Source organism: Thermobacillus composti KWC4 (genome assembly GCF_000227705.2).
Classification (GTDB): domain Bacteria; phylum Bacillota; class Bacilli; order Paenibacillales; family Paenibacillaceae; genus Thermobacillus; species Thermobacillus xylanilyticus.
The window spans coordinates 1,653,971-1,679,231 of sequence record NC_019897.1 but is presented as its reverse complement, the minus strand read 5'-3'; the positions used below and the strand labels follow the sequence as shown (position 1 = coordinate 1,679,231).

25 protein-coding genes and 1 riboswitch are annotated in these 25,261 nt (G+C 65.3%); all 25 genes read right to left on the bottom strand.

The genetic code is table 11. The features are described from left to right. Positions 1 to 3: 3 nt before the first annotated feature. The 25 genes from THECO_RS07780 to THECO_RS07660 all read right to left on the bottom strand — a co-directional run bounded on the left by THECO_RS07780 (position 4) and on the right by THECO_RS07660 (position 25,261). Positions 4 to 546, bottom strand: coding sequence for a GNAT family N-acetyltransferase (locus THECO_RS07780; RefSeq protein ID WP_015254485.1), 543 nt, complete (start codon positions 544 to 546; stop codon positions 4 to 6). A 42-nt stretch (positions 547 to 588) separates the two neighbouring features. Continuing rightward, complete coding sequence (locus tag THECO_RS07775; protein ID WP_015254484.1) at positions 589 to 1,494, bottom strand: DMT family transporter; 906 nt, start codon at positions 1,492 to 1,494, stop codon at positions 589 to 591. A gap of 147 nt (positions 1,495 to 1,641) precedes the next feature. Beyond that, positions 1,642 to 3,030 carry an MATE family efflux transporter gene (locus THECO_RS07770; protein WP_015254483.1) on the bottom strand — a complete coding sequence of 463 codons (1,389 nt, stop codon included), beginning with the start codon at positions 3,028 to 3,030 and terminating at the stop codon, positions 1,642 to 1,644. Further along, the gene (locus THECO_RS07765; RefSeq protein WP_015254482.1) at positions 3,027 to 3,890 is read right to left on the bottom strand and encodes a sugar phosphate isomerase/epimerase family protein; all 864 of its coding nucleotides are present in this window, start codon (positions 3,888 to 3,890) and stop codon (positions 3,027 to 3,029) included. The genes THECO_RS07770 and THECO_RS07765 overlap by 4 nt, the downstream gene beginning before the upstream one ends. 36 nt (positions 3,891 to 3,926) lie before the next feature. Further along, the gene (locus THECO_RS07760; RefSeq protein ID WP_015254481.1) at positions 3,927 to 4,982 is read right to left on the bottom strand and encodes an oxidoreductase; all 1,056 of its coding nucleotides are present in this window, start codon (positions 4,980 to 4,982) and stop codon (positions 3,927 to 3,929) included. Between the two features lie 45 nt (positions 4,983 to 5,027). Beyond that, positions 5,028 to 5,954 carry an AraC family transcriptional regulator gene (locus THECO_RS07755; protein WP_015254480.1) on the bottom strand — a complete coding sequence of 309 codons (927 nt, stop codon included), beginning with the start codon at positions 5,952 to 5,954 and terminating at the stop codon, positions 5,028 to 5,030. Positions 5,955 to 6,178: 224 nt separating this feature from the next. Then, the gene (locus THECO_RS07750) at positions 6,179 to 7,168 is read right to left on the bottom strand and encodes a Gfo/Idh/MocA family protein (RefSeq protein ID WP_015254479.1); all 990 of its coding nucleotides are present in this window, start codon (positions 7,166 to 7,168) and stop codon (positions 6,179 to 6,181) included. A 154-nt stretch (positions 7,169 to 7,322) separates the two neighbouring features. Then, positions 7,323 to 7,571: a hypothetical protein gene (locus THECO_RS07745; protein WP_015254478.1), complete on the bottom strand. Its 249-nt coding sequence runs from the start codon at positions 7,569 to 7,571 to the stop codon at positions 7,323 to 7,325. Next, on the bottom strand, positions 7,568 to 8,305 hold the full coding sequence (locus THECO_RS07740; RefSeq protein ID WP_015254477.1) for a metallophosphoesterase family protein: 738 nt from the start codon (positions 8,303 to 8,305) through the stop codon (positions 7,568 to 7,570). The genes THECO_RS07745 and THECO_RS07740 overlap by 4 nt, the downstream gene beginning before the upstream one ends. Before the next feature lie 24 nt (positions 8,306 to 8,329). Continuing rightward, positions 8,330 to 8,896, bottom strand: coding sequence for a hypothetical protein (locus THECO_RS07735; protein WP_015254476.1), 567 nt, complete (start codon positions 8,894 to 8,896; stop codon positions 8,330 to 8,332). Next, positions 8,896 to 9,480 (bottom strand): hypothetical protein, encoded by a 585-nt coding sequence (locus THECO_RS07730; protein ID WP_052835862.1) that lies wholly within the window; start codon positions 9,478 to 9,480, stop codon positions 8,896 to 8,898. Before THECO_RS07730 ends, THECO_RS07735 begins: the two co-directional genes overlap by 1 nt. Then, complete coding sequence (locus THECO_RS07725) at positions 9,477 to 10,046, bottom strand: Tissue inhibitor of metalloproteinase (protein ID WP_015254474.1); 570 nt, start codon at positions 10,044 to 10,046, stop codon at positions 9,477 to 9,479. The genes THECO_RS07730 and THECO_RS07725 overlap by 4 nt, the downstream gene beginning before the upstream one ends. Positions 10,047 to 10,121: 75 nt before the next feature. After that, a complete protein-coding gene (locus THECO_RS07720) occupies positions 10,122 to 10,481 on the bottom strand; it encodes a Lin0512 family protein (RefSeq protein ID WP_015254473.1) in 360 nt (119 codons plus the stop codon). Between the two features lie 60 nt (positions 10,482 to 10,541). Then, positions 10,542 to 10,841 (bottom strand): hypothetical protein, encoded by a 300-nt coding sequence (locus THECO_RS07715; protein ID WP_015254472.1) that lies wholly within the window; start codon positions 10,839 to 10,841, stop codon positions 10,542 to 10,544. A gap of 2 nt (positions 10,842 to 10,843) precedes the next feature. Continuing rightward, complete coding sequence (hrpB, locus tag THECO_RS07710) at positions 10,844 to 13,354, bottom strand: ATP-dependent helicase HrpB (RefSeq protein WP_015254471.1); 2,511 nt, start codon at positions 13,352 to 13,354, stop codon at positions 10,844 to 10,846. 142 nt (positions 13,355 to 13,496) lie between these two features. Continuing rightward, on the bottom strand, positions 13,497 to 14,324 hold the full coding sequence (gene cobS / locus THECO_RS07705; protein ID WP_015254470.1) for an adenosylcobinamide-GDP ribazoletransferase: 828 nt from the start codon (positions 14,322 to 14,324) through the stop codon (positions 13,497 to 13,499). A gap of 186 nt (positions 14,325 to 14,510) precedes the next feature. Continuing rightward, a complete protein-coding gene (gene cobU / locus THECO_RS07700; protein ID WP_015254469.1) occupies positions 14,511 to 15,101 on the bottom strand; it encodes a bifunctional adenosylcobinamide kinase/adenosylcobinamide-phosphate guanylyltransferase in 591 nt (196 codons plus the stop codon). A gap of 3 nt (positions 15,102 to 15,104) precedes the next feature. Next, the gene (gene cobT, locus THECO_RS07695; RefSeq protein WP_015254468.1) at positions 15,105 to 16,172 is read right to left on the bottom strand and encodes a nicotinate-nucleotide--dimethylbenzimidazole phosphoribosyltransferase; all 1,068 of its coding nucleotides are present in this window, start codon (positions 16,170 to 16,172) and stop codon (positions 15,105 to 15,107) included. Positions 16,173 to 16,197: 25 nt separating this feature from the next. Next, positions 16,198 to 17,034: a heme ABC transporter ATP-binding protein gene (locus THECO_RS07690; RefSeq protein WP_015254467.1), complete on the bottom strand. Its 837-nt coding sequence runs from the start codon at positions 17,032 to 17,034 to the stop codon at positions 16,198 to 16,200. Beyond that, positions 17,031 to 18,077: a FecCD family ABC transporter permease gene (locus THECO_RS07685; RefSeq protein ID WP_041853850.1), complete on the bottom strand. Its 1,047-nt coding sequence runs from the start codon at positions 18,075 to 18,077 to the stop codon at positions 17,031 to 17,033. Before THECO_RS07685 ends, THECO_RS07690 begins: the two co-directional genes overlap by 4 nt. Positions 18,078 to 18,084: 7 nt before the next feature. After that, a complete protein-coding gene (locus tag THECO_RS07680; RefSeq protein ID WP_015254465.1) occupies positions 18,085 to 19,140 on the bottom strand; it encodes an ABC transporter substrate-binding protein in 1,056 nt (351 codons plus the stop codon). A 198-nt stretch (positions 19,141 to 19,338) separates the two neighbouring features. After that, positions 19,339 to 19,556, bottom strand: a riboswitch (cobalamin riboswitch). A gap of 52 nt (positions 19,557 to 19,608) precedes the next feature. Beyond that, a complete protein-coding gene (locus THECO_RS07675; protein WP_015254464.1) occupies positions 19,609 to 19,926 on the bottom strand; it encodes a rhodanese-like domain-containing protein in 318 nt (105 codons plus the stop codon). Next, on the bottom strand, positions 19,923 to 20,306 hold the full coding sequence (locus tag THECO_RS07670; protein WP_015254463.1) for a DnaJ family domain-containing protein: 384 nt from the start codon (positions 20,304 to 20,306) through the stop codon (positions 19,923 to 19,925). The genes THECO_RS07675 and THECO_RS07670 overlap by 4 nt, the downstream gene beginning before the upstream one ends. A gap of 106 nt (positions 20,307 to 20,412) precedes the next feature. Then, positions 20,413 to 23,310, bottom strand: coding sequence for a VWA domain-containing protein (locus THECO_RS07665; RefSeq protein ID WP_015254462.1), 2,898 nt, complete (start codon positions 23,308 to 23,310; stop codon positions 20,413 to 20,415). Beyond that, on the bottom strand, positions 23,294 to 25,261 hold the full coding sequence (locus tag THECO_RS07660) for a vWA domain-containing protein (RefSeq protein WP_015254461.1): 1,968 nt from the start codon (positions 25,259 to 25,261) through the stop codon (positions 23,294 to 23,296). Before THECO_RS07660 ends, THECO_RS07665 begins: the two co-directional genes overlap by 17 nt.

Below are 25,261 nucleotides of genomic sequence, written 5' to 3'. Positions count from 1 at the left end.
CGCTCACAGCCGGCTGCTGTTGTCGAACGTCTGGACGAAGCCGTCCCACCGGTCGTCGTTGAGTTCGGTCTCCTTGTACCCGCCCGCCGTGTACTCGCGGATGACATTGCGCCAGAAGCGCTGCGCACCTTCATGCTCCCGGCGCTGCTTGATCTCCCACAAGCCGGGGTACGACTCGAAAATTTCGCGCACGACGGCTTTGCCGATGGAACGGCGGCGCCATTTGCGCAGAATGAGGAAGTCCGACAGATGCCGCGTCGAAGGCGTGCGCGGCGCGACCAGACTGAATCCGTTGATCATCGCGAAGCCGGCCGCGGTGCCGTCGATCCGGATCAAGATCGGCAGCCGCCCCTCCTGCCGGCCTTCCGCCGTGAAATAATAATCGAACTCGGGATAATCGAATATGCCGTGATCATCGGGGTCGGCGCCGGTAAACTCGCTGATCTCATGCAGATAGAGCTGCATGAGATTCCGGAGCAGCGGCTTGTCTCCCGTGCCCGCCGTCAGCAGCAGTATCTGATGGCCGCCGTGATGGATGATGTTCATGGCATACCCTCCTTTTCCCGCGGCAGCTTCGTCTTTCATATTCTACCCTTCCGCGTGCCGCGTCGCGGCAGCCGCTCCGCCGTCCCGGATCACCACGCGCTTCTTCAGCGGCATGTTCAGCAGCACAATGCCCGCCGTGAACAGGAACGCTCCCGCGATGATCCACAGCGTAATCGGTTCGCGAAACAACGCGGCCGACCAGATGAGCTGGAACAGCACCTGACAATTGCTGATGATGATGACGGCGGGGAACGGCACGCGCTTGATCGCTTCCCCGAAGCAGAGAAAGCTGAGCCCGGTGATGAGGCCGAGGGCGATCATCGCGGCCCATGCCGCGGCCGAAAACCCGCCCGGCAGCGGATCGCCCGCGAACGGCAGCGGCACCGCCGTCATGACTGCGGCCCAGAAGAAGACGACGAAATTCATCGTCGCCGCATCCATCTTCTTGACCAGCGACCTCTGGCTGAGGACGTGAATCGCGGCGCCCACTCCGGCGATCGCGAAGCACAGCGTCGTCAGCCCGTTCCCGCCTTCCGCGAGCTCCCCGCCCGCATTGCCCCAGCCGATGATCAGGATGCCCGCCAGGGAGAGCGCCGCGGCCGTCCAGCCTTTGGGACCGATGCGCTCCTTCAGGAACAAGGCCGAGACGAACAGCAGCGTGATCATCTGGACGGGCGGAATCACGATGTTGCCGTAGGAATAGCCCCATTTGAGCGCCATGTTCTCGAAGAAATAGTTGAGGCTTTTGCCGGCGGCGCCGATCCAGATCCAGGGCAGCGCGGCGGACAGCCGGATTCTGCCGTCCTTGAGCAGCAGCCAGCCGCCGAGAAACAGCACCCCGAAGCCGAACCGCGCGAATGTGATCAACATGCTGTCCGCCATGCCGGATGCGATCTTGACCAGAATGCCGACAAAGCTCCATCCGAGGGTGGCCAGCAGCAACAGCACGTAGCCCAATCCCTTCACCCCACAAGACAAGGATAGCGGATCGACCGATGGTTCTCAACAGCAAAAGCGAGAGGCCGCGTCCGTCCGACATCAGGAACAGACACGGCCCTTGCGGGAATGAGGGAATTTCGATCCCGGATTCCAGTCTCAGCCGGCGGCCGTCTCCGCCGCGCGGGAGACGATCGCCTTGGACTTCCACGCCTTGCTCTTCCACCTCAGGAACAGCGCGATGCCGCGCACCCACTCATCCGCGATGAATGCGGCCCAGATGCCATACAGCCCGTATCCCAGATGGATGCCGAGCAGATAAGTCAGCGGCACGCTGAACAGCCACATGATGAGCACGGACGACAGCGCGGTGAAGCGGGCGTCGCCGGCGGCTTGCAGGCATCGCTCGAACATGATGTTCAGGTTGCGGCCCGGTTCCAGCAGGAAGCTGAGCAGAAGCAGATTTGAACCGATCCGGATGATTTCCTCCGAATCGGTGAACAGATCGAGCAGCGGCACCCGGAGCAGGCAGATGACCGCAGCCCCGGCCAGCGTGATCAGAACGCTGCGGCCGTAATTGCGCAGCACCTGCCGGTACGCCTCGTCCTGCTCCCCGGCCCCGACGAGATGGCCGACGATGATCTGCATGCCCCGTCCAAGAGAGATGCACAAAATCACGATGATGAAATTGATGTTCATCGTATAGATGCGCGTCGTCAGCATGACCGAGCCGAGGCTGGCAATCATGGCGGTCGTGACGAGCTGATTCACATTATAGGACAAATTGTTGAGCGACGCCGGAACGCCGACGCGAAGCACCCGGACCACGTCGTCCAATTTCCACCGGATCAAATGCCTTGGCGTGAACGGCAATTCGACAGCCCGGCGCAGCAGGTACAGGTTGACGATCATGCCGATAACCTGGCTGACAACCGTCGAGATCGCGACCCCGGTCACGCCCAGCTTCGGGAAGCCGAACGGGCCGAAGATCACGAGATAGTTGCCGAAGATGTGAATGATGTTCATGCCGAGCGCGACGAACATCGTCTGGCGGGTCAGGCCGTGCGACTGGATGATCGCGACCGCCGCAGACATGACGGCCTGCACGAACAGCCCGCCGCCGGCGATAAGCAGGTAGCGTTGCGCGATCGCGTGCAGCTCCGGTTCAAGACCGAACAGGCGGAGCAGATCGCCGCAGAACAGGACGACCATCGCGCTGACGAACAGCCCGAACAGCAGGTTGAGCGCCAGCGAAGATCCGGTGAGCCGTCCGACGTCCCGCCTAAGCCCGGCGCCGAGATACTGCGAGACAACGACGGCGGACCCCATCGCCACAAAGTTGAACAGCAGCATGCCGAACATGAGAATCTGGTTGGACACGCCGACGGCGGCCACCGCCTCGTCCGACACCTTGCTGAGCATGAACGTGTCCGTCATCCGAATGAGGGTTTGCAGGGCGGATTCAATGAAGATCGGCCAGGTGATGGCCAGCAGAGACAGCTTGACCGTCTTGCCTGCCGATCCGCCGCCTCCGTCCTTTGGGTTCACGTTGATCTTGCTCCTTCGATGTGATCGACCGAGAAAGCTTTTCTCAGGCAATCCAGGCCGTATCGGGCCGTGTCCGGCGCCGTACGCCCTCCGAAATTTTCAATGAACAGCTCCAGGGACAAGTAGCCGCCGTAACCCGAATCGCACAGCAGGCGGGCGAGCCGTCCGAGCGGCGCAATGCCTTCGCCCGGAAAGACGCGGTCACGGTCGGCGATCGTCTCCCGCGGCGGCTCGGCCGGGTAATCGTTCGCGTGAACGATGCCGATCCGATCGCCGCTTAACGTGCCGACGCTATCGAACCGGCTTCCCCCGACGTACATATGGAACGGGTCAAGCAGCAGCTTCGCATCGCCGATGCCGCTCAGGTCAAGGACGGCAACCGCGTCTTCCAGCCGATTGAGCCGCTTCGCCCGCCCCCAGAATTCGAGATACGGCTCGACGCCCATGGAGCGGCCGAGCCTCACGAGTTCCGCGAAATGCGCGGCGAAATGTTCCGGACCCGCGCCGTCGACGTCGCCGTACGGCGGCGCGGCGACGGCCGGGCAGCCCAGCTCGGCGAGCATCTTCATCTCCCGCTCGGCTTGCGCGAAACCGTCGTGCCTCGCCGTTTCACTCATATCCGCCCAGCGGAAGAAGGCGATCGCATTCGGGATCGCGATGCCGAGTGAAGCGGCGTAATCCTTAAGCTCCGCGATCGATCCTCCGGATGCGGTGTAAGCTTCGAGATCGCGCATCCAGATTTCAATGCCGTCATAGCCGGCCTCGGCGGCGACCCGAAGCTGCTCCCGGATGTCCAATTTGTACGGGAACAGCGTGGATGCGTTCAGACAGGTTTGAAACGGAAAAAGTGCATCGCCCATGCTCAGGCCGCCTCCCGCAAAAATCGATAATGTCGATTACAGTGAAACTTCGATCGTCCGTCCTTCCCGGCTGCTCTGCAAGCCGAGCTCGATCAGGCGGATTGCCGCGCGCGCCTCCTCGGGTTTCACGGCGAGTTCGCCGGCGCCGTTCACCGCATCCCGCACATTCGCGAAATAGTTCTGGTACGCGCCGGGCAGCGTCTCGACCTTGCCGGTGAACCGGAGGCCGTCCTGCATGATGTCCAGCGTGCCCCAATTCGCTTCGGGATCGCGGCCCCAGCCGGGATCGGACGGCTTCCCGCCCGCCTTGAGGGCGTTCTCCTGCGGGTCTTCGCCGTACTTCACGAACGATCCGTTCGTTCCGTTCAGCCGGTAGCGCGGGCCGGGCGTGCGGACAATGAGCGAAGAATACAGTCTGACGCTCAGTCCGTTCTCGTAGCCGAGCGTCACATCGAAGGCGTCATCGGCGGCGACGCCCTCCCGCTGCGTCCGGATGTCCGCCCGGATCGTCTTCGGCGTGCCGAACAGCTGCAGCGCCTGATCGAGGAAATGGACGCCGAGATCGTACCAGACGCCGGCTCCCGGCGCCGCGCTGTCGCGCCATCTGCCCGGAGCGGGATACGGATTGTAGCGATCCCAGCGAAACTCGGCGGACACGATCCGGCCAAGCTTTCCGCCGCGCACAATCTCGCGCACGGTTTGAAAATCGCCGTCCCACCTGCGGTTGTGGAAGACGCTGAGCACAAGGCCGCGCGCCTTCGCGAGCGCGATCAGCTCATCCGCTTCGGCAGACGTCACCGTGAACGGCTTCTCGACGATGACATGCTTGCCGGCGAGCAGCGCGTCGCGGGCGAAGGTGAAATGGTCGGTGCTCGGCGTCGTGACAACGACGATGTCGAGTTCCGGATCTGCATACAGATCGTTCACGTCGCGCACGATCTCGACCTGCGGGTAATCCTGCTTTGCGCGATCCGTCCGGCGTTCGACGACTTTCGCGAGCTTGAGTCCCGGCACGCACGTGATGACCGGCGCGTGGAACGTCTTGCCGGCGAATCCGTACCCGATCAGACCGACGTTCAGCGTATCCTTCATTCGTTCGACCATCCTTTCCCCGAAAAGATAAGCATGAGTCCGGCATCAGTAGCTTGAGCCCGCGTTGTACAGGATGCGATTCGGCGGATAGGGAGAATCGCTCTCGCTGACCGGATGCAGCTCGCTGTACCGCGGATCGTAGTATTTTTTTCGATATTTGGTGGCGGTAATCCCTTTCACGTTCTTGAACACCCGGCAGAAATAGTTCTCGTCCGTGAACCCGACCGCATAGGCGACGTTCTTCACGCTCCGTTCCTCGTAGAGCAGCAGCTGGCATGCCCGCTCGATCCGGCGCTGGATAATCATCTCCCGCGGCGTGCGGCCCGTGTAGCGGACGAAGGAGCGCGAGAAATGCTCATGCGTCCAGCCGACACTCTGCGCCAGCCGATCAATCGAAAGCGGTTCGTCGAGATGCTTGTCGATGTAGTCAAGCGCTTTCAGAATCTGCGGCGGAATGCGGTTTTTGTCCCGCGTGACCGGCTGATCGACGATCAGGCCGTTGATCTCCTCGAGCAAGGCGGCCAGCAAGGCGCTGCCCCGCTGCTGCAGCTTGTCGGGATACAGATACGCGATGTTCATGATCTGCTTCATCATGCCGACGAGCAATTCGTCTTCCGCCGGGATGACGGACGGACCGTCCGGCTGCAGGATCGCAAGCGGCGGCGCCTCCCCGTTTCGGTGGAAATAGCCGAAATGGATGAACAAGTGGCGGGACGGCTGCACCGGATCGTACTCGTACTGATGCGTCTCGCCCGGTCTCGTCACGATGAAACACGGTTCGCTGAGCGTGTACGCCATTTCGCCTACGCGGTAGATGCTTTTGGTGCCGTCGGGAAAATAGAGCAGTTCGTAGTCTTCGATCTGCCGCGGCCCGAGACCGGTGCCGGCGCGTTTCACGATATCGCCCGCAACCCGGATGGCGGGAAGACATTCATGCGGCGGACGAAGCTGCACGTTGCCGCTGCGGTCCATGACGATTCCACTCCTTGCTCAACAGGTATGACGGGTATGACGGGTCCGATTCCCGCAAATGTTTGCCGAGTCTGCCCCCATTATCGATGTTCGGACGAGGCGAAACAATAGAGCAGATGAAAGAAAAACTGGACATATTTGATATTCCCAATGGATGGTATTTCTTTGCCGGATGCAAACGACGCCTGGACGGCGCAAGTCCGCCAGGCGGTCGTTACATCGAATCAGTCTGCGTACGGATAAGTCAAATTCCATTGCGCGCGGAGCGCATCGAGCGTCCGCATGATGGCCAGCGTCTCGTCGAGCGGCATGACGTCGCTCTCCTTCTTGCCTTCCCGCAGGCAGCGCATCGCTTCCTCCGCCTCGAAGTTGTAGCCTTTCGCTTCCCGGTTGTCGGTGAACGTCACCGGTTCTTCGCCGTGCACGAGCAGCGTTGCCGATTTGCCGAACAGGAAATCCGGGATGCGGATCTGTCCTTTCGTGCCGTACAGGATGGCTTCATTCGACGTTCTGAGCCGCACCGCCGCGGCGACCTGGGCTGCGCGCCCGTCTTCGTACTCGAACAGCGCGGCGAACTGCTCGTCCACTTCCGTCTTGCCGATCCGGGCGGTCGACGAAATGCGTTTCGGCTGCGTGCCGAACACCATGGAGGCGAAAGAAACCGGATAGATGCCCGCGTCAAGCAGCGCGCCGCCGCCGAGTTCCTTGTTCAGCAGCCGTCCTTCGGGCTGCCAGCCTATATCGAAGCCGAAATCGGCGGTCATCAGGAGCACTTCGCCGATCTTCCCTTCGCGCAGCCACTCCCGAACTTTCACGATCGGCGGCAGATAGCGCGTCCACATCGCTTCCATCAGGAAGACGCCGCGCTCCCGGGCTTCCCGGATCACTTCCTCGGCCTGCTTCGCGTTCATCGTGAACGGCTTCTCGCACAGCACGGCCTTGCCGCCGCGGATCAGGGTCAGCATGTTGTCCCTGTGGGCCGGATGCACCGTGCCGACATAAACGATGTCCACTTCGGGATCCGCGGCCAGCTCCTCGCAGCTGCCGTATGCGCGTTTCGCCCCGAACTCCGCCGCGAACGCCTCGGCCCGCTCCTTCGAGCGCGAACCGACCGCCACCAGTTCGGCGCCTTCGACCCGTTTCAGATCCGTCGCGAATGTCCTCGAAATGCCGCCAGGCCCCATAATGCCCCATTTGATCGTCCGTTCTGCCATGTAACCCGCCTCCCGTATTCCGGTAATCTGCTGTATCAATTTGATACCGTGGCTTCCATCATAACACGCGTTCACAAAAGCAGGCAATGGATTTCCATTCGCAAAAACTTGCACGTATCTTATGTATGGAACATACCGGGGGCGTCTTCCCGCTTCAGACGCGCTTGTCGATGATTTGCGCCTTCTCCCTGGCCAGTTCACGGCGCAGCATCCGGACTTCGTCCGTCAGCTCCGCCAGCCGATCCGTCAGCTTCGATTGGTTGATGGCGTTCCGGATCACCATCGTCACCCCCAACAAGTGAAGTACCCCGGCCATCAAAATGATCACGATTAGCTCATCGGTATTCATCGTGCACACCCGCCTTTCCGATCCCGGCTTCCGCACCGGAGTTTCCTTCTTCAACCGTCCAGCCTCCGATAGCGCGCCGTGCGCAATTCCCGTTCATATTCGGCGAATTCCGGCATGCCCGCCGCCTTCGCCTCGCGGATTGCCCGCTCGACATCGTAAGGGACCCGCAGCAGCTGGATCGACCACGGCGCCGGCGCTTCGCCGCCGAGCTCCCCTTCCAGCAGCGCATAGGAAGCGGCCGGCAAATCCAGCGGATTGCCGACGCTGCCCGCATTGAACAGCGTGCGGCCCGCCAGATGCTGGACATAGGCGTTATGGATGTCGCCATATCCGACAATGTCCGCCGTCACGGGCTCCGTGCAATGCGGCGACGGCTCGAACATTGTCAAGCGGCGTTCATCCGGGTCCCACGGCTGGATGCGCTCATAGACGCTCCGGGGTGAGGCGTGAAACAACCGGACCCGCTTGCCGCTCAGAACAAACTCGATCATGAAAGGCAGCGAGCGCAGGTAATCCATCCGCTCCTCGCCGATAACGGATTGATGCCAGCGCACAACTTCGGATTCGGGATCGGACTCCCGCGGCACGAAATCGTCCCAGTTCCCCCGGATCACGGCTTTGCAATGGCGCCGGACGAGGTCGATGGCCGCATCGCCGGACGGCCCCTTGCCGATCAGGTCGCCCAGACAATAGATCGTCTCAACGCCGCGCGCCGCGATGTCCTCCAGCACCGCTTCCAGCGCCGGCAGATTGCCGTGAATATCCGAAATAACCGCGATTTTGTCCAAATCGGATCCTCCAGACGTAGATGTTCAATGCCGGCGCCGCAGACGCAGGATCAGCAGCACGAAGACGATGGCCGCAAGAGCGGCGAACGCCGTTCCGGACCAGAACAGGTACTTGCCGGCCGGATTTGAGCGGATGGCGCTTTCCAGTTCCGGCGACGGCGGCGGCACCTTGCCCTTGCCCAGCGCCGCCAAATCGTCCGACGCCTTCGCCAGTTCGGCCGTGCGCGTGCACGAATCGATTCTGAGACCGGTCAACGTCTTCCCGGCATAGACCATGTACGGCATGCCCTCGACAAAACGGTTCGCAACAGACGCCGCCATGCGAACCGTCACCCTGTCCGAATCGACGCCTTTCCAGGCCTCCGTCACACGGAATGCCACCTCGACCGGATCGGCGGAGGATCCCCATTTGGACCGGTTCAACGCCTTCACCGACAGCACAATGCCGGAGAACACGGCGTCGCTTTGCTGCAACGCGGTTTCGGGAGAAGGAATTTCCGCGCATGAGGCATGGGCGGGTGCCGGATTTGTGCCGAATATTCCCCCGCCGATCAGCAGCACGATGGCGAGCATGACAAGTCTGATGCGCATTACCGCTTCCCCCTCTGTCTCGTCCAATGCCGGCGCCGCAGTCGCAGAAGCCGGATCACGAGGACAACAGCCGAAAAGCAGGCCAGCACCGTACCCGTCGGGAACAGGTACAGGCCGCGCTTATCCGGCTCCGGCGACGGCGGCACCTTGCCCTTGCCCAGCGCCGCCAAATCGTCCGACGCCTTCGCCAGTTCGGCCGTGCGCGTGCACAGCCCGGTCGCCAGACCTTCCGACGTCTCGTAGGCATACACGATGTACCGCATGCCTTCATCGAAATCGAAGCCGCAGGTGGACATCGACGTATGCACCGTCAGCCGGTCCGCCTCTACGCCTTTCCAGGTTTCCGTGACGCGGAATGTCACCCGGATCGGATGCTCGGCGTATCCTCCTCCGAACAGATTCGGTCCCTTTTGCCTGACCGACAACACTTCGCCGGCGAACACGGCAGCGCTTCTCTGCAGCGCGATCTCCGGGGATGGGATTTCCACGCAGGAACAAGCATGCGCGGGTGTCGGACCCGAGGCGAGCCCCCACCCGACAAGCAGCAGCAACATCAAGAGCACGCCCCGTCTTCGGCGCATCATCTCTCCCCCTGTTCCCGCCGACGCCGACGAACCTGTACATATACGGTCAGGCTCGCCGCAGCCAAGGCGAAAACGATGCCGCTCCCGATCAGCCAATCGTTCCGCCTCGTCGACGGCGGAGGCGTTCCTTCACCCAGCACGGACAGATCGTAATCGGCCGTGTCGAGAACGGTTGTGCGCGTGCAGATGCTCGTATCCAATCCCTCGGTCGTCTCGTAGGCATAGACCAGATAGCGGACGCCCGGTTCGAACCGGTAGCCGCACATCAATTGCGACGGATCTGCCGTCAAGACTTTGATCCGGTCCGCGTCAGGGCCTTTCCACATCGCCGTCACGCGGAACACCGCTTCGTACAGATCGGATAAAGTCTCCCCGTTGCCCGGTTCCGCTTTCCGGAAATCCGTCACCTCGCCCGCGAACACCGCGTCCGCCTGCCGCAGCGCTTCGTCCGGGGGAGGCGGCTGCAGACAGGAACAGGCGCGGACCGGCGCCGGATGCAGGGCGAACAGCCAGCCGGCGAAGGACAGCAGGATCACGGGGAGGATCAAACGTGCGCGTAACGCCACGCCTTCACCCTCCCGTCCACACAAGGCGGTTCTCCCTTTAGACGCCGATACCAGGGAAAAAGTTACAGCCGCAGGCTACCTTCCGACTTCCACCGATGCGATGACGACGTACATCAGATCATTCACATCGCCCTTCTCGGGAATCACGATGCCGCTCGTCGTCGCCATGCCGCCGTTCATCACTTCAACGGTCACCTCGCCGAAAGGCAGCTCCGCCTTCACGGCGTCGATGTCCAGCTTGTCATGATCGCAAGGGATGGCCAGCTTCACCTTCACTTTCATATTGTCCAGCGAGCCGCCCGGCAGCATGCTCCGGATGCCCGGCATCGAATTGCGGTGGATCGCGTCGCGCACGGCGCGCACCGCCGCGGTCGTCACATTCTGGCCGTGAAGGTCGGCCCCCATACCGAGCTGAATGAACAGCAGCTGCTCCATTCCGTCATCCCTCCATTCATCGATTGACGTGCCGCTTCACGCGGAATGATTTTTACCGTCTTACAGATTGAACCGCCGAATGTGCGACCAGAGCCCTTCCGCGGCCAGAATCGCCTTCTGCCGCGGGCCGATCAGGTCGAAATGCGGATATGCGCCGCGCCGGTGAATGTAGGCGGGGTTCAGCCCCCATCGCCTGCACCACGCCGCAAGCAGGTCCAGATCGGCGCACCCGACCTTCGTTACCGTCGTCACGCCCGGAAAGCGCGGGTCAAGCCAGTAATGGGTCAGGTAGGCGATGCGGCCGGATGCGACTTCCGCTTTCCATGCGTCGAGCTCCGCGCGGCTGATGCCGAACGCCATCCTTACTCCCGCCCTTCTCGCGGCTGCGGCCGCACGCGGCTTGTCGCCGTCGCCGTGGCCGGGTCGTCCGGCCAATAGTGCTTCGGGTAGCGGCCTTTCAGCTCTTTCTTCACTTCGAAATAACCATTCTTCCAGAAGCCTTCCAAATCCTGCGTCACCTGGACGGGACGCATCGCCGGCGACAGAATGTGCAGCGTCAGCGGCAGCCGGCCGTAGCCGATGACCGGCGTCCGGCTCATGCCGAACAGTTCCTGCAGCCGCGCCGCCAGCACCGGCGCCGACGGGTCCGAGTAGTCGATCGCGATGCGCGAGCCGCTCGGCACGCGATAGTGGGTCGGCGCTTCCTCGTCCAGCTCGCGCCGGCGGTTCCAGTCGAGCATCGATTCGAGCGCGGCCGCGAGATCGAGCCGCTTCAGGTCGTCGAGCGATTTCATGCCGATGACGTATGGCAGCAGCCATTCTTCCAGGCTTGCCAGGAGCGCCTCGTCCGACACGTCGGGCCACGACGGATCGAGCCGGTGCAGCGCCGCCAGCCGCCCCCGCATCTGGCGGGCCTGTTTTGTCCACGGCAGGCGGTCGAGCCCTTCCGCGCGCAGCGCGTCGAGCAGCGCCTTCGCGATCTCCTCCGGCTCCGGTTTGTCAAGCGCCGTCTCCTTCAGGACGAGCGCGCCGAAGCGGACGAGCCGCCTCGCCCGCACCGTGCCGGACTGCCGGTCCCAGGCGACGGACTTCTCTTCCCGGACCTTGTCGGCAAAATGAGCCTCGAACCACGAAGCGTCAAACCGAGCGGCCAGCCGGATGCGGGAGTCGGCGCCGGCATCATCCAGCTCGGCCGCAACGATGAACGGTTCCGATGCGAGCGGTGAACCGGCGGGCAGCGCGGCGCCCCGGCCGACGGCGAGGGTGTAGGCTGCTCCGCTTCCCGGCGTTCCGGAGTTTCGCCGCATGCCGATCCGGTCCGGATAGGCGAAGCCGAACAGAATACCGGCGAACCGGTCGTCCGGACGTTCGTGCTCCGGGACGCCGAATTGCCGCTTCAGATGGGCCGCTTCCGCCGCGGCGCGGCGGGCTGCGCTCTCGTGGACGCCGGACGGGATGCGGCCCGCGGCGGCCGCCCGGAGCGTCTGAAGGCGCGGCTGCACCTGGACGTCGGGGCCTTCCGGTCCCTGGTTCAGCAGCACGTCGCGCTCTTCGAGCAGCGCCGCCAGCTCGCACGCCAGCGCGCCTTGACCCAGCTCGAGCGCCTTGATCGCCATGTGCGCGAGACGGGGATGCAGCCCCGTCTCCGCCATGCGGCGGCCGTGCGGCGTCAGCTTGCCGTCGGCATTCCGCGCGCCAAGCTGCTCGAGCAGCTCCGCCGCCTGCGCAAGCGCGGCTTCGGGCGGCGGGTCGAGAAACGGCAGCGCCCGCGGGTCCGACGCGCCCCACGCGTCAAGTTCGAGCAGGAGCGGCGCCAGGTCCGCTTCCAGCATCTCCGGCACGATCGCCTTCGGCATCGCCCGCTCCTGCTCCTCCGACCACAGCCGGTAGCAGACGCCGGGTTCGAGCCGGCCGGCGCGGCCGCGGCGCTGCTCGGCGGAATCGAGCGAAACGGGCGTCGTCGCGAGCCGCGTCATCCCGGTGCGCGGTGAAAATTTCGGCACGCGCTTCAGGCCGGAATCGATGACGACGCGGATGCCGCTGACGGTAAGGCTCGTTTCGGCGATCGTCGTTGCCAGGACGATTTTGCGGATGCCGGGCTCGGGATCGGCCAGCGCCCGGTCCTGCTCCTGCTGCGGGAGCGCGCCGTACAGCGGCAGCACGGCCGTCCCTTCCGGCGCGCCGAGCAGTGCGGCGGTGCGGCGAATCTCCCGCTCGCCGGGCAGGAAGACGAGCAGGCCGCCCGTCTCCTCCGCCAAGGCGCGGCGGATCGCCCGGACGACATGCTCCTCCAGCGGCACATCCGCCGGTTTCGGCATATAGCGGGTTTCGACCGGATATTGCCGGCCTTCGCTCGCGACGACCGGCACGCCGCCCATCAGTTCCGCGGCCGGCCCGCTGTCCAGCGTCGCGGACATGACGAGGAGGCGGAGATCGTCCCGCAGCACCTGCTTCGCCTCGAGGCACAGCGCCAGGCCGAGATCGGCATGCAGGCTCCGCTCATGGAATTCGTCGAATATGACGACGCCGTATCCTTCCAGCGACGGATCCGACTGCAGCATGCGGGTGAGCACGCCTTCGGTCACGACTTCAATCCGCGTGTCGGGACTGACCCGGCTTTCCATCCGGATCCGGTACCCGACCGTCCGGCCGGGGCGCTCGCCGAGCAGCGACGCCATGTAGGCGGCCGCGCTGCGGGCCGCCATCCGGCGCGGCTCGAGCATCAGGATGCGCCGGCCGTCAAGCCACGGCTCGCCCAGCAGCCGGAGCGGCACGCGCGTCGTCTTGCCCGCGCCCGGTGCGGCCGTGAGCACCGCACCGCCGTGCTCGCGCAGCGCTTCGAGCAGCCGGGGCACGGCTGAATCGACGGGCATCGGCAACTCGTCCAGGCGGACGAGCGCGCGTTGAATTTCAGATGATGTACCGGTGTTGATGAGATTGGAATGATGGTTGGACTTCATAGTGCCATTGTAATCGAGGCAGGCCGGGTTTCACAACGGAAGGTTGGGCGGGGATTCAGGCATAGAGGGCCGACAGGGCGAGCAGCAGCCAGGCTTCCGTCCATTCGTTCATGGCGCCGTACGTGTCGCCGGTCTGGCCGCCGAGCCGGCGCGCCAGCCATCGGCCGAGCGGCCAGCCGAACGCGGCGGCCAAGGCCGGAAACGCCGCCGCCGCGAGCGCGGCAGCGCCGGGCGCCGGCAAGCCGCCCCATTCAATCGGCGCGGCGCCGCCTGCGCACAGCAGCGCGAAGGTCACCGCCAGCCCGGCGGCGGCTGCGCCTCCCGCGTGCACGGCGCGGACGCCGCGGAACAGCGCGCCCATGCCGCCCTCGCCGCGGGCGTACGGCCACGCGGCCATTGCCGCGGTCATCCACCAGCGGCTCCACACCGGGATGGCGGCGAGCATCGCCCAGCATGCCGGCCCGGCGCTCTCGAGCAGCGACGCGAGCGCGGCGAATTTGACGATGAGCAGCAGGATGCCGGCCATTGCGCCCATCGCGCCGACCCGGCTGTCCTTCATGATTTCGAGCATCCGCTCCCGCGGCCGGTTGCTGAGCGTGCCGTCAGCCGTGTCGATCCAGCCGTCCAGATGCAGCCCGCCGGTGACCGCCGTCCACACCGCCAGCGTCAACGCCGCTGCGGGCCATGCGGGCAGCAGAAGCAGGAGCGCCGCCGCTGAAGCGGCCGTCACCAGCCCGACGGCAGCGCCGGCCAGCGGAAACGAGACGGCGCTTGCCCTCATCGTGCCTTGGTCATACGGCACCTCGAGCGGCACCGGAATCCGGGTCAGCAGCTGCATGGCGGCCGCGAACCCGCGGCCTGAACGGACGAGCAGCCGGAACATGCGATCACCCCCTGGTGTGGGTCAGTTGCAGCGCAGTCCTTGCGAAACAGAGACGACTTATTTGTGTCAAAACACGAGGTTCCGGCAGGATAACGAAACGGAGACACGCTATTCACTCCGAAACGAGCTGAACATCCCGTCGAAACGGCAAATAACGCGTCTCAGTTTCGTCAGGACGGTCTTCCGTCAAAGTTCATCCATCCGAAATGCGATCGATTTCAGATCGACCGGAATGCCGGAAACGACGAGGAACAGCCGATCGCAGACGCCGGCCAGCCGCTGGTTCATCCGGCCGGCGGCGTCCCGGAACATACGGCCGAGCGCCGTCTCGGGCACGATGCCGGCGCCGACTTCGTTCGTCACCAGCACGAGCGGAAGCGGAAAGCGCCGCACGGCGCCGGCCAGCGCTTCGATCCTGCCGTCCATCTCGCGCTCGACCCGCGCCCGGTCCGCACCGCCGTCCGGACAGACCGCAAGCAGATGGTTGGACAGCCAGAGCGTCAGGCAATCGACCAGAACGACCGGGCGGCCGGCTTGCGCCCCGGGGGCGGCGAGCCGATCCAGCAGCCCGACAAGATCGAGCGGTTCCTCGACCGTCTCCCACGCGAATCCGGACAGTCTCCGTTCCTCGCGATGCGCCCGTACGCGCCGCTCCATTTCATCATCCAAAGGCTGCGCCGTCGCGACATAGATGCCGCGGGACGCGAGACGAGCGGCATACGACTCGGCGAAGCGGCTCTTCCCGCTGCGCGCGCCGCCGGTGACGAGCACCGCCACGGCTCAGTCCTCCCTGCGCCGCGAGACGCCGGCGCTGTCGAAGGTCGCCATCTCGCCGATCAGGCGCGCCGCCGCCTCGACGAGGTGAAAGCCGAGCACCGCGCCCGAGCCTTCGCCGAGCCGCATGTCCAGACGGATCGGCGGCGCAAGGCCGAGCGCGTCCAGGACGACGGCATGCCCCCGCTCCTCCGACAGATGCGAAGCGATCAGATAGGACAGCACAGCCGGGCAGAGCCGGACTGCGGCAAGCGCGGCCGCGGAGGAAATGAACCCGTCAATGACGACCGGAATCCGGCGCGCCGCAGCGCCCAGCATCAGACCGGCGAGCGCGGCGATTTCGAGCCCGCCGACTTTCGCCAGCACGTCGACCGGATCGTCGGAATCCGGGCGGTTCACGGCGATCGCGCGGCGCACCGCCTCGCGCTTGACCGCAAGCCTTTCATCGTCCAGCCCCGTTCCTCTGCCGACGACCGTCTCCACCGGAACGCCGGCGAGCACGGCGGCAATGGCGGCGCTCGGCGTCGTGTTTCCGATGCCCATCTCGCCCGCCGCGACCAGCGTCACGCCCCGGCCGGCCAGCAGGCCGGCCACTTCCATCCCGACGGCCAGGCTGCGCAGCGCCTCCTCCCGCGTCATGGCCGGCCCCGCGCACATGTTGGCCGTGCCTCTGCGCACTTTGCGCTCGATCAGATCCGGGTGGCGCACATCTCCGCTTATGCCGACGTCGACGCAGAAGACATCCGCGCCCGCCTGTCTGGCCAGCACGTTGATCGCCGCGCCGCCGCCCAGCATGTTCAGGACCATCTGCGGCGTCACCTCGGCCGGGTAGGCGCTCACGCCTTCTTCGCAGACGCCGTGATCGCCCGCCATGACGACCGCCGCCTTGCGCGGAAAGCGCGGCAGCGACTCACCGCGGATGCCGGCCAGCTGCACCGCGAGCTGCTCCAGCCGGCCGAGGCTGCCCTGCGGTTTCGTCAGCCGGTCAAGCCGGTCGGCGGCCTTCGTCATCGCGTCTTCGTGCAGCGGGCCGATGTCCGCGATGACACGGGCAATCTTTTCTTCAACGTTCATTTGCGATCGTCCTTTCCTTCTCCGGCTACGGACGGACGATCCCGGACGGCGCGGCCGCATCCCGGAGTGCCGCCGGCCCGATCTCCCGCCTTCCGGGCTGCAGCAGCAACTGGGGCACGCCGCTCTCCGGGTGCGGCAGCAAGACCGGCTCGACGCCGAACACGCGCCGGATCGTCTCGAATGTCAGCACCGCAGACGGCGGGCCGTCCGCCGCCAGCCGTCCTTCGTGAATGACGAGCAGCCGGTCGCAATATTGTGCCGCCAGATTCAGATCGTGCAGCACCGCCACGACCGTCCGGCCGCCGGACCGCTGCCAGACCCGCACAAGATCGAGCAGTTGAATCTGGTATCCGATGTCGAGATACGTCGTCGGCTCATCCAGCATAAGCAGCTCCGGATCCTGCACCATCACTTTCGCCAGCGCGACGCGCTGCCTCTCCCCGCCGCTCAGCGCATCAAGCCGGCGGTTCGCAAAAGCCGACAGTCCGAGCGTCTCCAGCACGCGGTCAATCAAAGCCTCGCCTTTTTCATCCCGGGCGCCGAACCAGTTCTGGTAAGGATAACGCCCCATCGAGGCCACTTCGCGCACGGTGAACGCCGTCCTGGGAAGCGGTTCCTGCTGCAAGACGGCAAGGCGGCGGGCCAGCGCCCTGCGCGGCCAGGATGCGACCGGACGGCCGAACAGCCGCACGGAGCCGGCGTCGAATCGCCTGACGCCGGAGATCGCGGCGAGCAGCGAAGATTTGCCGGCGCCGTTCGGGCCGATGATGCCGTACAGGCCGCCCGCTTCCAGCCGGAATGTGATGTTGTCCAGTATGCGCCGCCCATCTGCGTCGATCGTCAGGCCGTCCACTTCGATCATGCGTCACCCCTCCCCAATCCGGCTTTGCGACGCTTCAGCAACCAGGCGAAAAACGGAGCGCCGACCAGCGCGGTGAGCACGCCGAGCGGGATTTCCTTCGGACTGAGCGCCGTGCGCGCCAGCGTGTCGGCCCATACGACATAGATGCCGCCGCCGATGACGGAGAGCGGCACGATGAGCCGGTAGTCCGGTCCGACGAGCAGCCGGATCAGATGCGGCACGACGAGCCCGACGAAGCCGACGACGCCGCTTACCGAAACGGCGGCGGCGGTCACGAGCGTCGAGGCGAGCAGGACGAACAGTTTCGTCCGCTCGACATTCACGCCGAGATGGGCGGCATGCCGCTCGCCGAGCGTCATCAGGTTCATCGCCGAAGCGAAGGCGGCGATGACCGGCAGTCCCGCGGCCGCGAACGGCAGGACGAGAAGCGCGTGGTCCCACGTTCTTTTCGACAGGCTGCCGAGCACCCAGAACAGGATCTGGTTTACTTCGTCGTCGGACATCGAGATCATGAGCGAGACGAACGCGCCGAGAAATGCCTGAAAGATGACGCCCGTCAAAATGAGCGTTTCCACCGCCATCTGTCCGTTCGAACGCGCAAACACGAACACCATCAGCACGGTGAGCAGTCCGGAAGCGAACGCGGCGGCCGGAACCGTCCACATGCCGATCATCGCCTGCAGCCCGAACGTCATGACGAGCGCCGCGCCGACCGAGCTGCCGGAGGCGACGCCGAGCGTATAAGGATCGGCCAGCGGATTGCGGAGCACGCCCTGAAACCCCGCTCCCGCCATGCCGAGACATGCGCCGACAAGCACCGCCAGGACGATGCGGGACAGCCGGACCTGCGTCACGATTGCTTCCTCCAGCGGCGTCCAGTCCGGTTCGGAACTTCTGAAAAACGGCAGCTGATGGATGAGAATCGACCACACCTTGGCGACCGGCATTCCCGCCGAGCCGATGGAAAGCGACCATACAACGGAAACCGTCAGGAGCATGAGCGCCGCCCCTGACCATGCCGCAACGCGCAGCGGGAGTTTCATGGCTTCATCACGGGAACAGGTCCGGATGAATCGCGGCGGCGATTTCTTTCAGGCCGTCCGTCAGCCGCGGGCCGACGCGCACGAGCGGATCGTTCGTCACCGCATGCACGCGGTCGTTCTTCACCGCTTCGATCTGATCCCAGCCCGGACGGGACAGGATCTCGCCGAGAAGGTCCACGCCTTCGATTTCCGGATAAATGATGACTTCGGGATTCCGCTGGATGACCGCTTCCGAATCGACCTCGAACCATCCCGATTGATCGGCAGAGATATTGACGCCGCCGGCCAGCTTCACGAGTTCGTCGAGAAACGTTCCGGAACCGACGGTCCACCCCGGCGAAAACTCGAGATAGACGCTGAGCGGCTCCGCATCTTTGACTTTGTCCGCAACGTATTGGATGGCCGCGCGCATCTCGGCGGCGACGGCTTCCGCTCCGGCCTGATGGTTCAGCAGGACGCCGACTTGTTCGATATGCGCGATCGTCTCCTCCAGCGTCTGCGGATCAGATGCGTACACGGTGATGCCGAGCTGCCGCAGCGCGTCGACCGCGGCCGCGTTCATGCTCGCGCTGCCGAGCACCAGATCCGGATTCAGCGACGCCACTGCTTCGATATTCGTGTTCATGTCGCCGACGCGCGGCAACTCGGCCGCTTCGGGCGGATAATTGCTGTACTCGTCCGCGCCGACCGCAAGGCTCCCCGCACCGATCGCGAAGACGATTTCCGTATCGCTCGGCCCGAGCATGACGACGCGCTCCGGCGCCCGCTCCAGCGTAATCGCGGTGCCCGTCTTGTCGGTGACGGTGAGCGGATAGACCGTCTCTTTGCCGGCATCCGCCGCCGCGTGTTCCCCGGAATCGGCTTCGCTTCCGGCCGCGTCCGCATTTGCCGGGCTGCCGCCGTCATCCGCCGTTTGCTGACCGGCATGGTCACCGCCGCTTGAGCCGCTGTTCGAGCCGTCGTTTGAACCGCAAGATGCAAGCAGCATCGCGAACAGCAGTAGCGCCGCGAACCATGCCGCATATTTTGTCCAATTGTGATGAATGTCCGCATTTCGTGTCATGTCGTTCATTGCTCCTGTCCGAAAAGAATGTGATGCATGAGGCCTTCATCTAACAAAAAAAGCATCCCCGGCCTGACGTTCCCGGAAATGCTCATGCAAGCGTCGACTGTTCGAAGCCGTCCGGCTGATCGGGCGGCAAACCCGACAAAAGGCGGCTTCGATCCATCATCCAACACCTCCTAAGACCACGTAGGCAGCGTCTGGCAAGGATAGCGGGCAGGTCTCCTGACTCGAAGTGCACGAATGCCGTCTTCCCGGTTTCCCAGTGACATGGATGGCGTTCGCTTGCGCAAGGCGATTTGGGCTTGCGCGCTTCTCACAGTGGCGGGTCCGTGCCGGATTCTCACCGGTCTTCCCTATTAAGCCGGCCTCCGCTCAGGGCGCGGCGGCCTGGCACCCGTATCCGCAATATGCAATTGTCCGTTTCCGACTATAGCATGAACCGGAAAGGTTGTCCATAGCGGTGCATCAGTCGCCGGTGACCACTTCGCCCGGCCAGGCGGCCATGCCGTCTTCCACGTTGACGACATCGTAGCCGAACTGCGCGAGATATTCGCACACGCGCGCGCTCCGCACGCCGCCCTTGCAGATGAAGACGAGCGGGCCTTCGCGTTCCGGCTCGAGTTCATCCATCCGGTCCAGAAATTCGGACAGCGGGATCAGCCGCGCTTCGGCGATATGGCCGGCCTGCCATTCCTCCCGCTCCCGGACGTCGATCAGGTTGACCGGCTCTCCCTTGGCGAGCCGTTCGGCCAATTCTTCGGCCGTCCATACTTCAATGCTCATGCTTCGTCACCTCCGAGCCGCTTCTCGATCCGTTCGCCGTACGTGTCCCATGCCGCGGCTCCGTACCAGCCGCGCTGCTCCATGAGCAGGCGGAGCCTGAGCCGCCGCTCGTTCAGCTTCTTGCGAATGTCGGCGCGCTCTTCGTCCGTACGACACATGCGGAGCAGATCCGCAAGCGTGACGGTCTCTTTCGCGAGCTGCACTTCCTCCGGCACGATACCGGCGTTGCGCATCATGATATAAGCCGTGCGGAGATCCTCCGGCACATGCGACAGATCCTCGATCTCAAGCGGCTTGCCTTCGCCCGGCAGATTGCGGAGCTCCCCCCGCTCGATCGCTTCCCGGATGCGCTCTTCCGCTATGCGGCTCACCCAATCCATCGCCGTCCGCCTCCTCCGCATCGAATCATACCGCTCCAAGCATTGTACGCCTCCGGGAAGCCGATGTCCAGCGCCGGGAACGGACGTCCGGCCGCGCAGCCGGGCATTATCTGCTTCCGCGCCGCTTTGCTGCGAGCAGACGCTCCATCGGAGACCCGGCTGCGCCCCCGGAATCCGGGCTGCCGGCGTCCGGGAGAACGGAATGCGAACCGTTGGAAGGGGCCGATCCGGTTGCGCTTGGACCGGCACGGGCAGCATCCGTGCCGTCTGTCCCGCCGATGCGGACATCCGGAAGCTTGTCTTCGGCCTTCCGCGGCTCAAGGCCCCTCGGCCTGATCCCGCCGCCCGCATAGAATTCGCCGGCGCTCCGGGTCCGTTCCTTGAGCCGCGACCATGCGGTGGCACCCGCCGCATCCGCGCCCGGCCCCTGCCGGACGGCAAATCTGCCGGCCAGGGCGGCGGCGATCCTGTTCCACGGCAGCGACAGCCGCCGCACGGCGATGTCGGCGAGCCACAGCAGCAGCGCCGCGATGAGGAGTCCCCGCGTCAGGTCGACTTTCCCGCGCGCCGCAATCCGTTCGATGCGGAACACCTCGCCGGGCTGTTCCGGCGACAGCATCCGCCCGCCCGTCACCTGTGCGATCTCCTCGAGCAGCGCCCGCCCTTCTTCATCGCCGGCAAGCCGGAATTCGGGCGAATACGGGATGACGAAACCCGCCAGCGAGCCGCCGGAAGGCGCGCCGTCCGCATCCCCGCTTTCGCTGATCTGCATGAAATACGCGCCCGGCCGGGCATTGTGGAGCCGCACGGCATATTCCCCGGGCGCAACCGGGACGGGCCGAAGCGTCTCTTCGCTGCCGTCTTCGCCCGTCAGCGACACCGTCAAATTGCTTGTGCCGGCTGCGCCCTGGGCGGTGATGGTCAATTCCGCGTCTCCGCCTTCCAGCCTTGCCTTCACAAGCCAGGGGTCGGTCGAAAATTGCGGGAACGTCCATTTCACCCATGCGGACAGCACGTCGGGAAATTGCGGCCAGGACGTCCATTCCGTTGACCATTGGCCCATCAGGTCGCTCGTCCAGGCGACCGAACGGCCGGCTCCGAACGACCAGCGCGCCAGCAGCGGATCGCCTTCCGGGGACAGGAGCACCGTCTCGGCCGTCTCTTTGGGCGTCGTCGCCACATACGCGTCAACGGCGGGGACGCCCGCCGAGAACAGCGGCAGCCAGCCGCCGGCCTGCCCGATCGCGGGGACGAACCGGTTCTCCACGATGTAAGTCCGCGCCATCATCGCCGTCTCCCGGCTGAAAATCGCCGGGATCGTGCTTTGATCGGCGGTGTAATAATACCGTCCCTTCGCCGCGTCGGCCAGCCGCTTCAGCAACGCCGTATCCGCGTCCATGCCGACGGCGACCGTCGACATCGTAATGCCCGCTTCATTCATCGCGGCCGTCAATGCGTCATAATTGTTGTTTCCCGCCGACATGCCGTCCGTGAGCAGAATGATGTGCCGGCGCTGGGCTTCAATCTCCAGCATCCGGTCCAGCGCGGCGGCAACGGCCGGATGGATGTCGGTGCCTCCCGCGGGCTGTATCCCCTGTACCGCTGCCGTGACCGCATCGCGATCCGTCAGCTTCGTCGGTTCGACGACCCACCACGGGGAATCGTCGAACGCGACGACGCCGACCGTGTCCGGGTCGCGCAGCAGCCCGATCGCGCGCAGCGCCGCTTCCTTCGCCAGCTCCAGCTTGCCGCCGTCCATGCTGCCCGACCGGTCGATGACCAGGATGAGGCCGAGGGACGGCATCTGCCGCCGCCCTTTCAAATCCATGTAGACCGGCAGCGCGCGTTCGAGCGGCGTCTCGTAATAGCCGCCGAGGCCGTAGCTGTCCGCGCCTCCGGCGGCAACGAGCCCGATGCCGAGATCACCGACGGCGGATGCCAGCCGCTCCATCACCGTCTCGGACAGCCGCGTCGCCGGCACATTGTTCAGCACGATCGCATCATATCGCGCGTAATCGGCAAGTTCCACGGACAACTGTTCAGGCGACGCCAGATCGTACGGGATGAGCGACGCCTCGAGCGCCGAAGCGATGTTGGCCGACGAACCCGGCTCGCCTTCGACGACGAGCACGCGCGGCGGCCCTTCGACCCGGCTGAATCCGTAAGCCGTGTCGTTCTGCGCCCGATGGTCCCCCGGCATGTAGATTTCGGCTCGATAGCGATTGAACCCGGCGGACCCGGCGATGTTCTGAAACAGATAGCGGTTGACGCCGGACGACAGCCGCACCGTCTCGCGGGCGATCTCGCGCTCGTTCTCGAACAGCCTCAGCTCGGCCTCGCGCTCCGCGGTGCTGGCGACTTCCAGCTCGATCGTGAACCGCTCGCCGAGCCTGACCGAAGCCGGCGTCTGGAGCGACTCGATCGCCGCGTCGTCCGCGGCTCGGGAGGCGAGCGGCACGACATCGACAGCGATGCCCTGCGACCTGAGCAGCCGGCTCTGGCGAATGGCATCGCCCACGTTGCCTCGGCCGTCCGAGAGCAGGACGATCCTTCCGCCTTCCGGGAGCAGGCTCGCCGCGAGCCGCAGGCCGTCGGTTATGTTCGAATACACGGGATCGATGCCCGCACGCAGCGCGGGCGCACCGCCTTCCGTCGTCAGCGGCCGCTCCACTGCCGCGGTTCGGCCGAACGAGACGATGCCGGCCCGATCGCCGTCTTCCTTGCCGTCGAGCGCCTCGCCGATCCAGCCGGCGATGCTTGCATCGTCCGCGACGCTTGCCGAGCGGTCGGCGACGAAGACCACCGCCCGGTAATCATCGCGAAACGTCGGTGCAAAGCCCGATGCGACAGAGATGAGCAGCAGCAGGATGACGGCGCGCAGCGTAAATGCGGCGGCTTTGCGCGGCCCCGACAGCCGAAGCGTACGCTTCCATGCCCAAAACAGCCACGCGGCAGCCGGGATGATGAGCAGCAGCAGCCACGGCTGGTCAAAATGCAGCCCCACGCCGGTACACCTCCCATTCCGCCGCCAGAAGCAGCAACAGCAGAACGGCGATGTACGGCACGAGGTCGATCCAGGCATCCGACTGACCCGATGCCGCTTCTTCCGCGCCGTCCGGCGTTCCCGACGCCGCATCGCCCGTCTCCCCGCCGGTTCCCGGAAGGCCGGTTCCGGAGAGCGGCTCGTCCGTCCACATCCCTTCCGCTTCCGCCGCGTGGACGGCGAGCAGCCGGGCGCCCAGCACCCGGTCGTCCGCATCGTATTCGACAAAACGGTAAAGGCCGGGGACGCCGGGCACCGTCTGTACGGCGGACACCGCGCCGTCCGCGTTTCGTTCCGCTTCAACTGCGTCAGATGCGGATGCCGTCCGGACGGGCGCCGTCTCCAGCGTCTCCCAGACCGCCCGCACCGTGCCGCTCCTTATGCCGATCTCGATCCGGCTGCCCGCTTCCGCCCGGCCGAGGTGTCCGCCCGCGGCGCCGCCGAGCCATTCGGCCGCCTGTGCGGCGAGAATCGGGAAATCGGGCCGCAGCGGCAGGTCGGAATCGGCGGGATCGAACGCCAGAACGAGCTGCGGGCGGCCGTCCGCAGTCCCGGCATAGAGCACCGGCACGCCGCCGTACACGGCGACCGGCTCCATGCCGGGGCCGGGATCGGCCTGCACGATCCACGCGATGTGCGTATCGGCCAACGTGATATGGGCCGTGACGGGATGCGGCCGGATGTCGACCCGGTTGTCCGCCGGTTCGGTTGCCGTTCCGCCCCGGGGCGGCGATGAAGCGGTCCAGATGCGCCATACCGGCCTGGAAGCGAGCAGGCTGCGCCAGGCGGCCGAGTCCAGCTTTCGTTCGTCCGCTCCGTACAGCACGATCCAGTCGATGCCGGCCGCCGATTCATCGTCGGGTTCGAAGCGGTCCGGATCGGCCTGCACGATGTCGACGCCCGCCAATTCGAGCGCGGCGGTGAGGAACAGGCTGCGTTCGCCGACGAGCAGCACCCGGCTCGCTGAAGCCGCAGCCGGGAACGCGAAGGCCGCGTTGTCCGCCGTGTAATCATCCGCCGTGCGCAGTTCGGCGCGGTAGTAGTCCGCCGCCGGCAAACCTTCGAAGGCGAATACGCGCTGCTCGCCGGGCTCCAGCCGAAACGTCCGCTCCGCCGCCGGCGCCTTGCCGCCGGCGGGCACAAGCGCGAGCGTGCCTTCCGCCGGGCGCGCGCCGTAATGGATGAGCGTCACGGCAGCCGCATGCGATTCCGCTCCGGCTTGCAGGCCGAATGCGGCGATGGACGTATTGGCGCCGTCCCTGCCCGCCGCGAACAGACGGATGGCGGACGCCTCGACCGTTGCGCCGCCCGCGCGGATCCGGCCGTCCGTCGCCAGCCACAGCTCGGCGCCTTCCTTGTTCCGGACCAGCGCATCGGCCAGCGTGAGCGCCGCTTCCTCGTCCGTGCGCCCGTAGTGCGGACCGATCGCTTCCAACGCGCGGCGGATCTTGCGCCGATCGGTCTCGTCCTGCAGGATCAACTCCGGCTCGCCGCCCGCCGCGATCAGGGTCACCGGACGGGAGGACTGCAGCTCCTCCGCCGCGGCCGCGACGGCTTGCAGCGCCTCGCCCAAGGCGTCGGCTTCGCCGCTTCCGCGAGACGCGGCCGCCGTCATGCTGGCCGAACGGTCGACGACGATGACGACCGGCGCAGCGGACGAGGCCTGCCCCATGACGTGCGGACGCATCAGCGCGAAGACGAGGCACGCCGCCGCGATGAGCTGCAGAAGCAGCAGCAGGGTGCGGCGCAGCCGCTGCCAGGGCCGGTTCGCTTCCTGCTCGCGCAGCGCCCGCCGCCACAGCAGATGGCTTGCGATCTCGGTCTCCGGGTACCGGCGTCTCAGCAGATACATCAGCAGAATGGCCGGCAGCGCCAGCGCGAAAACGGCCGAAGCGGCGGACTGAAACAGCAT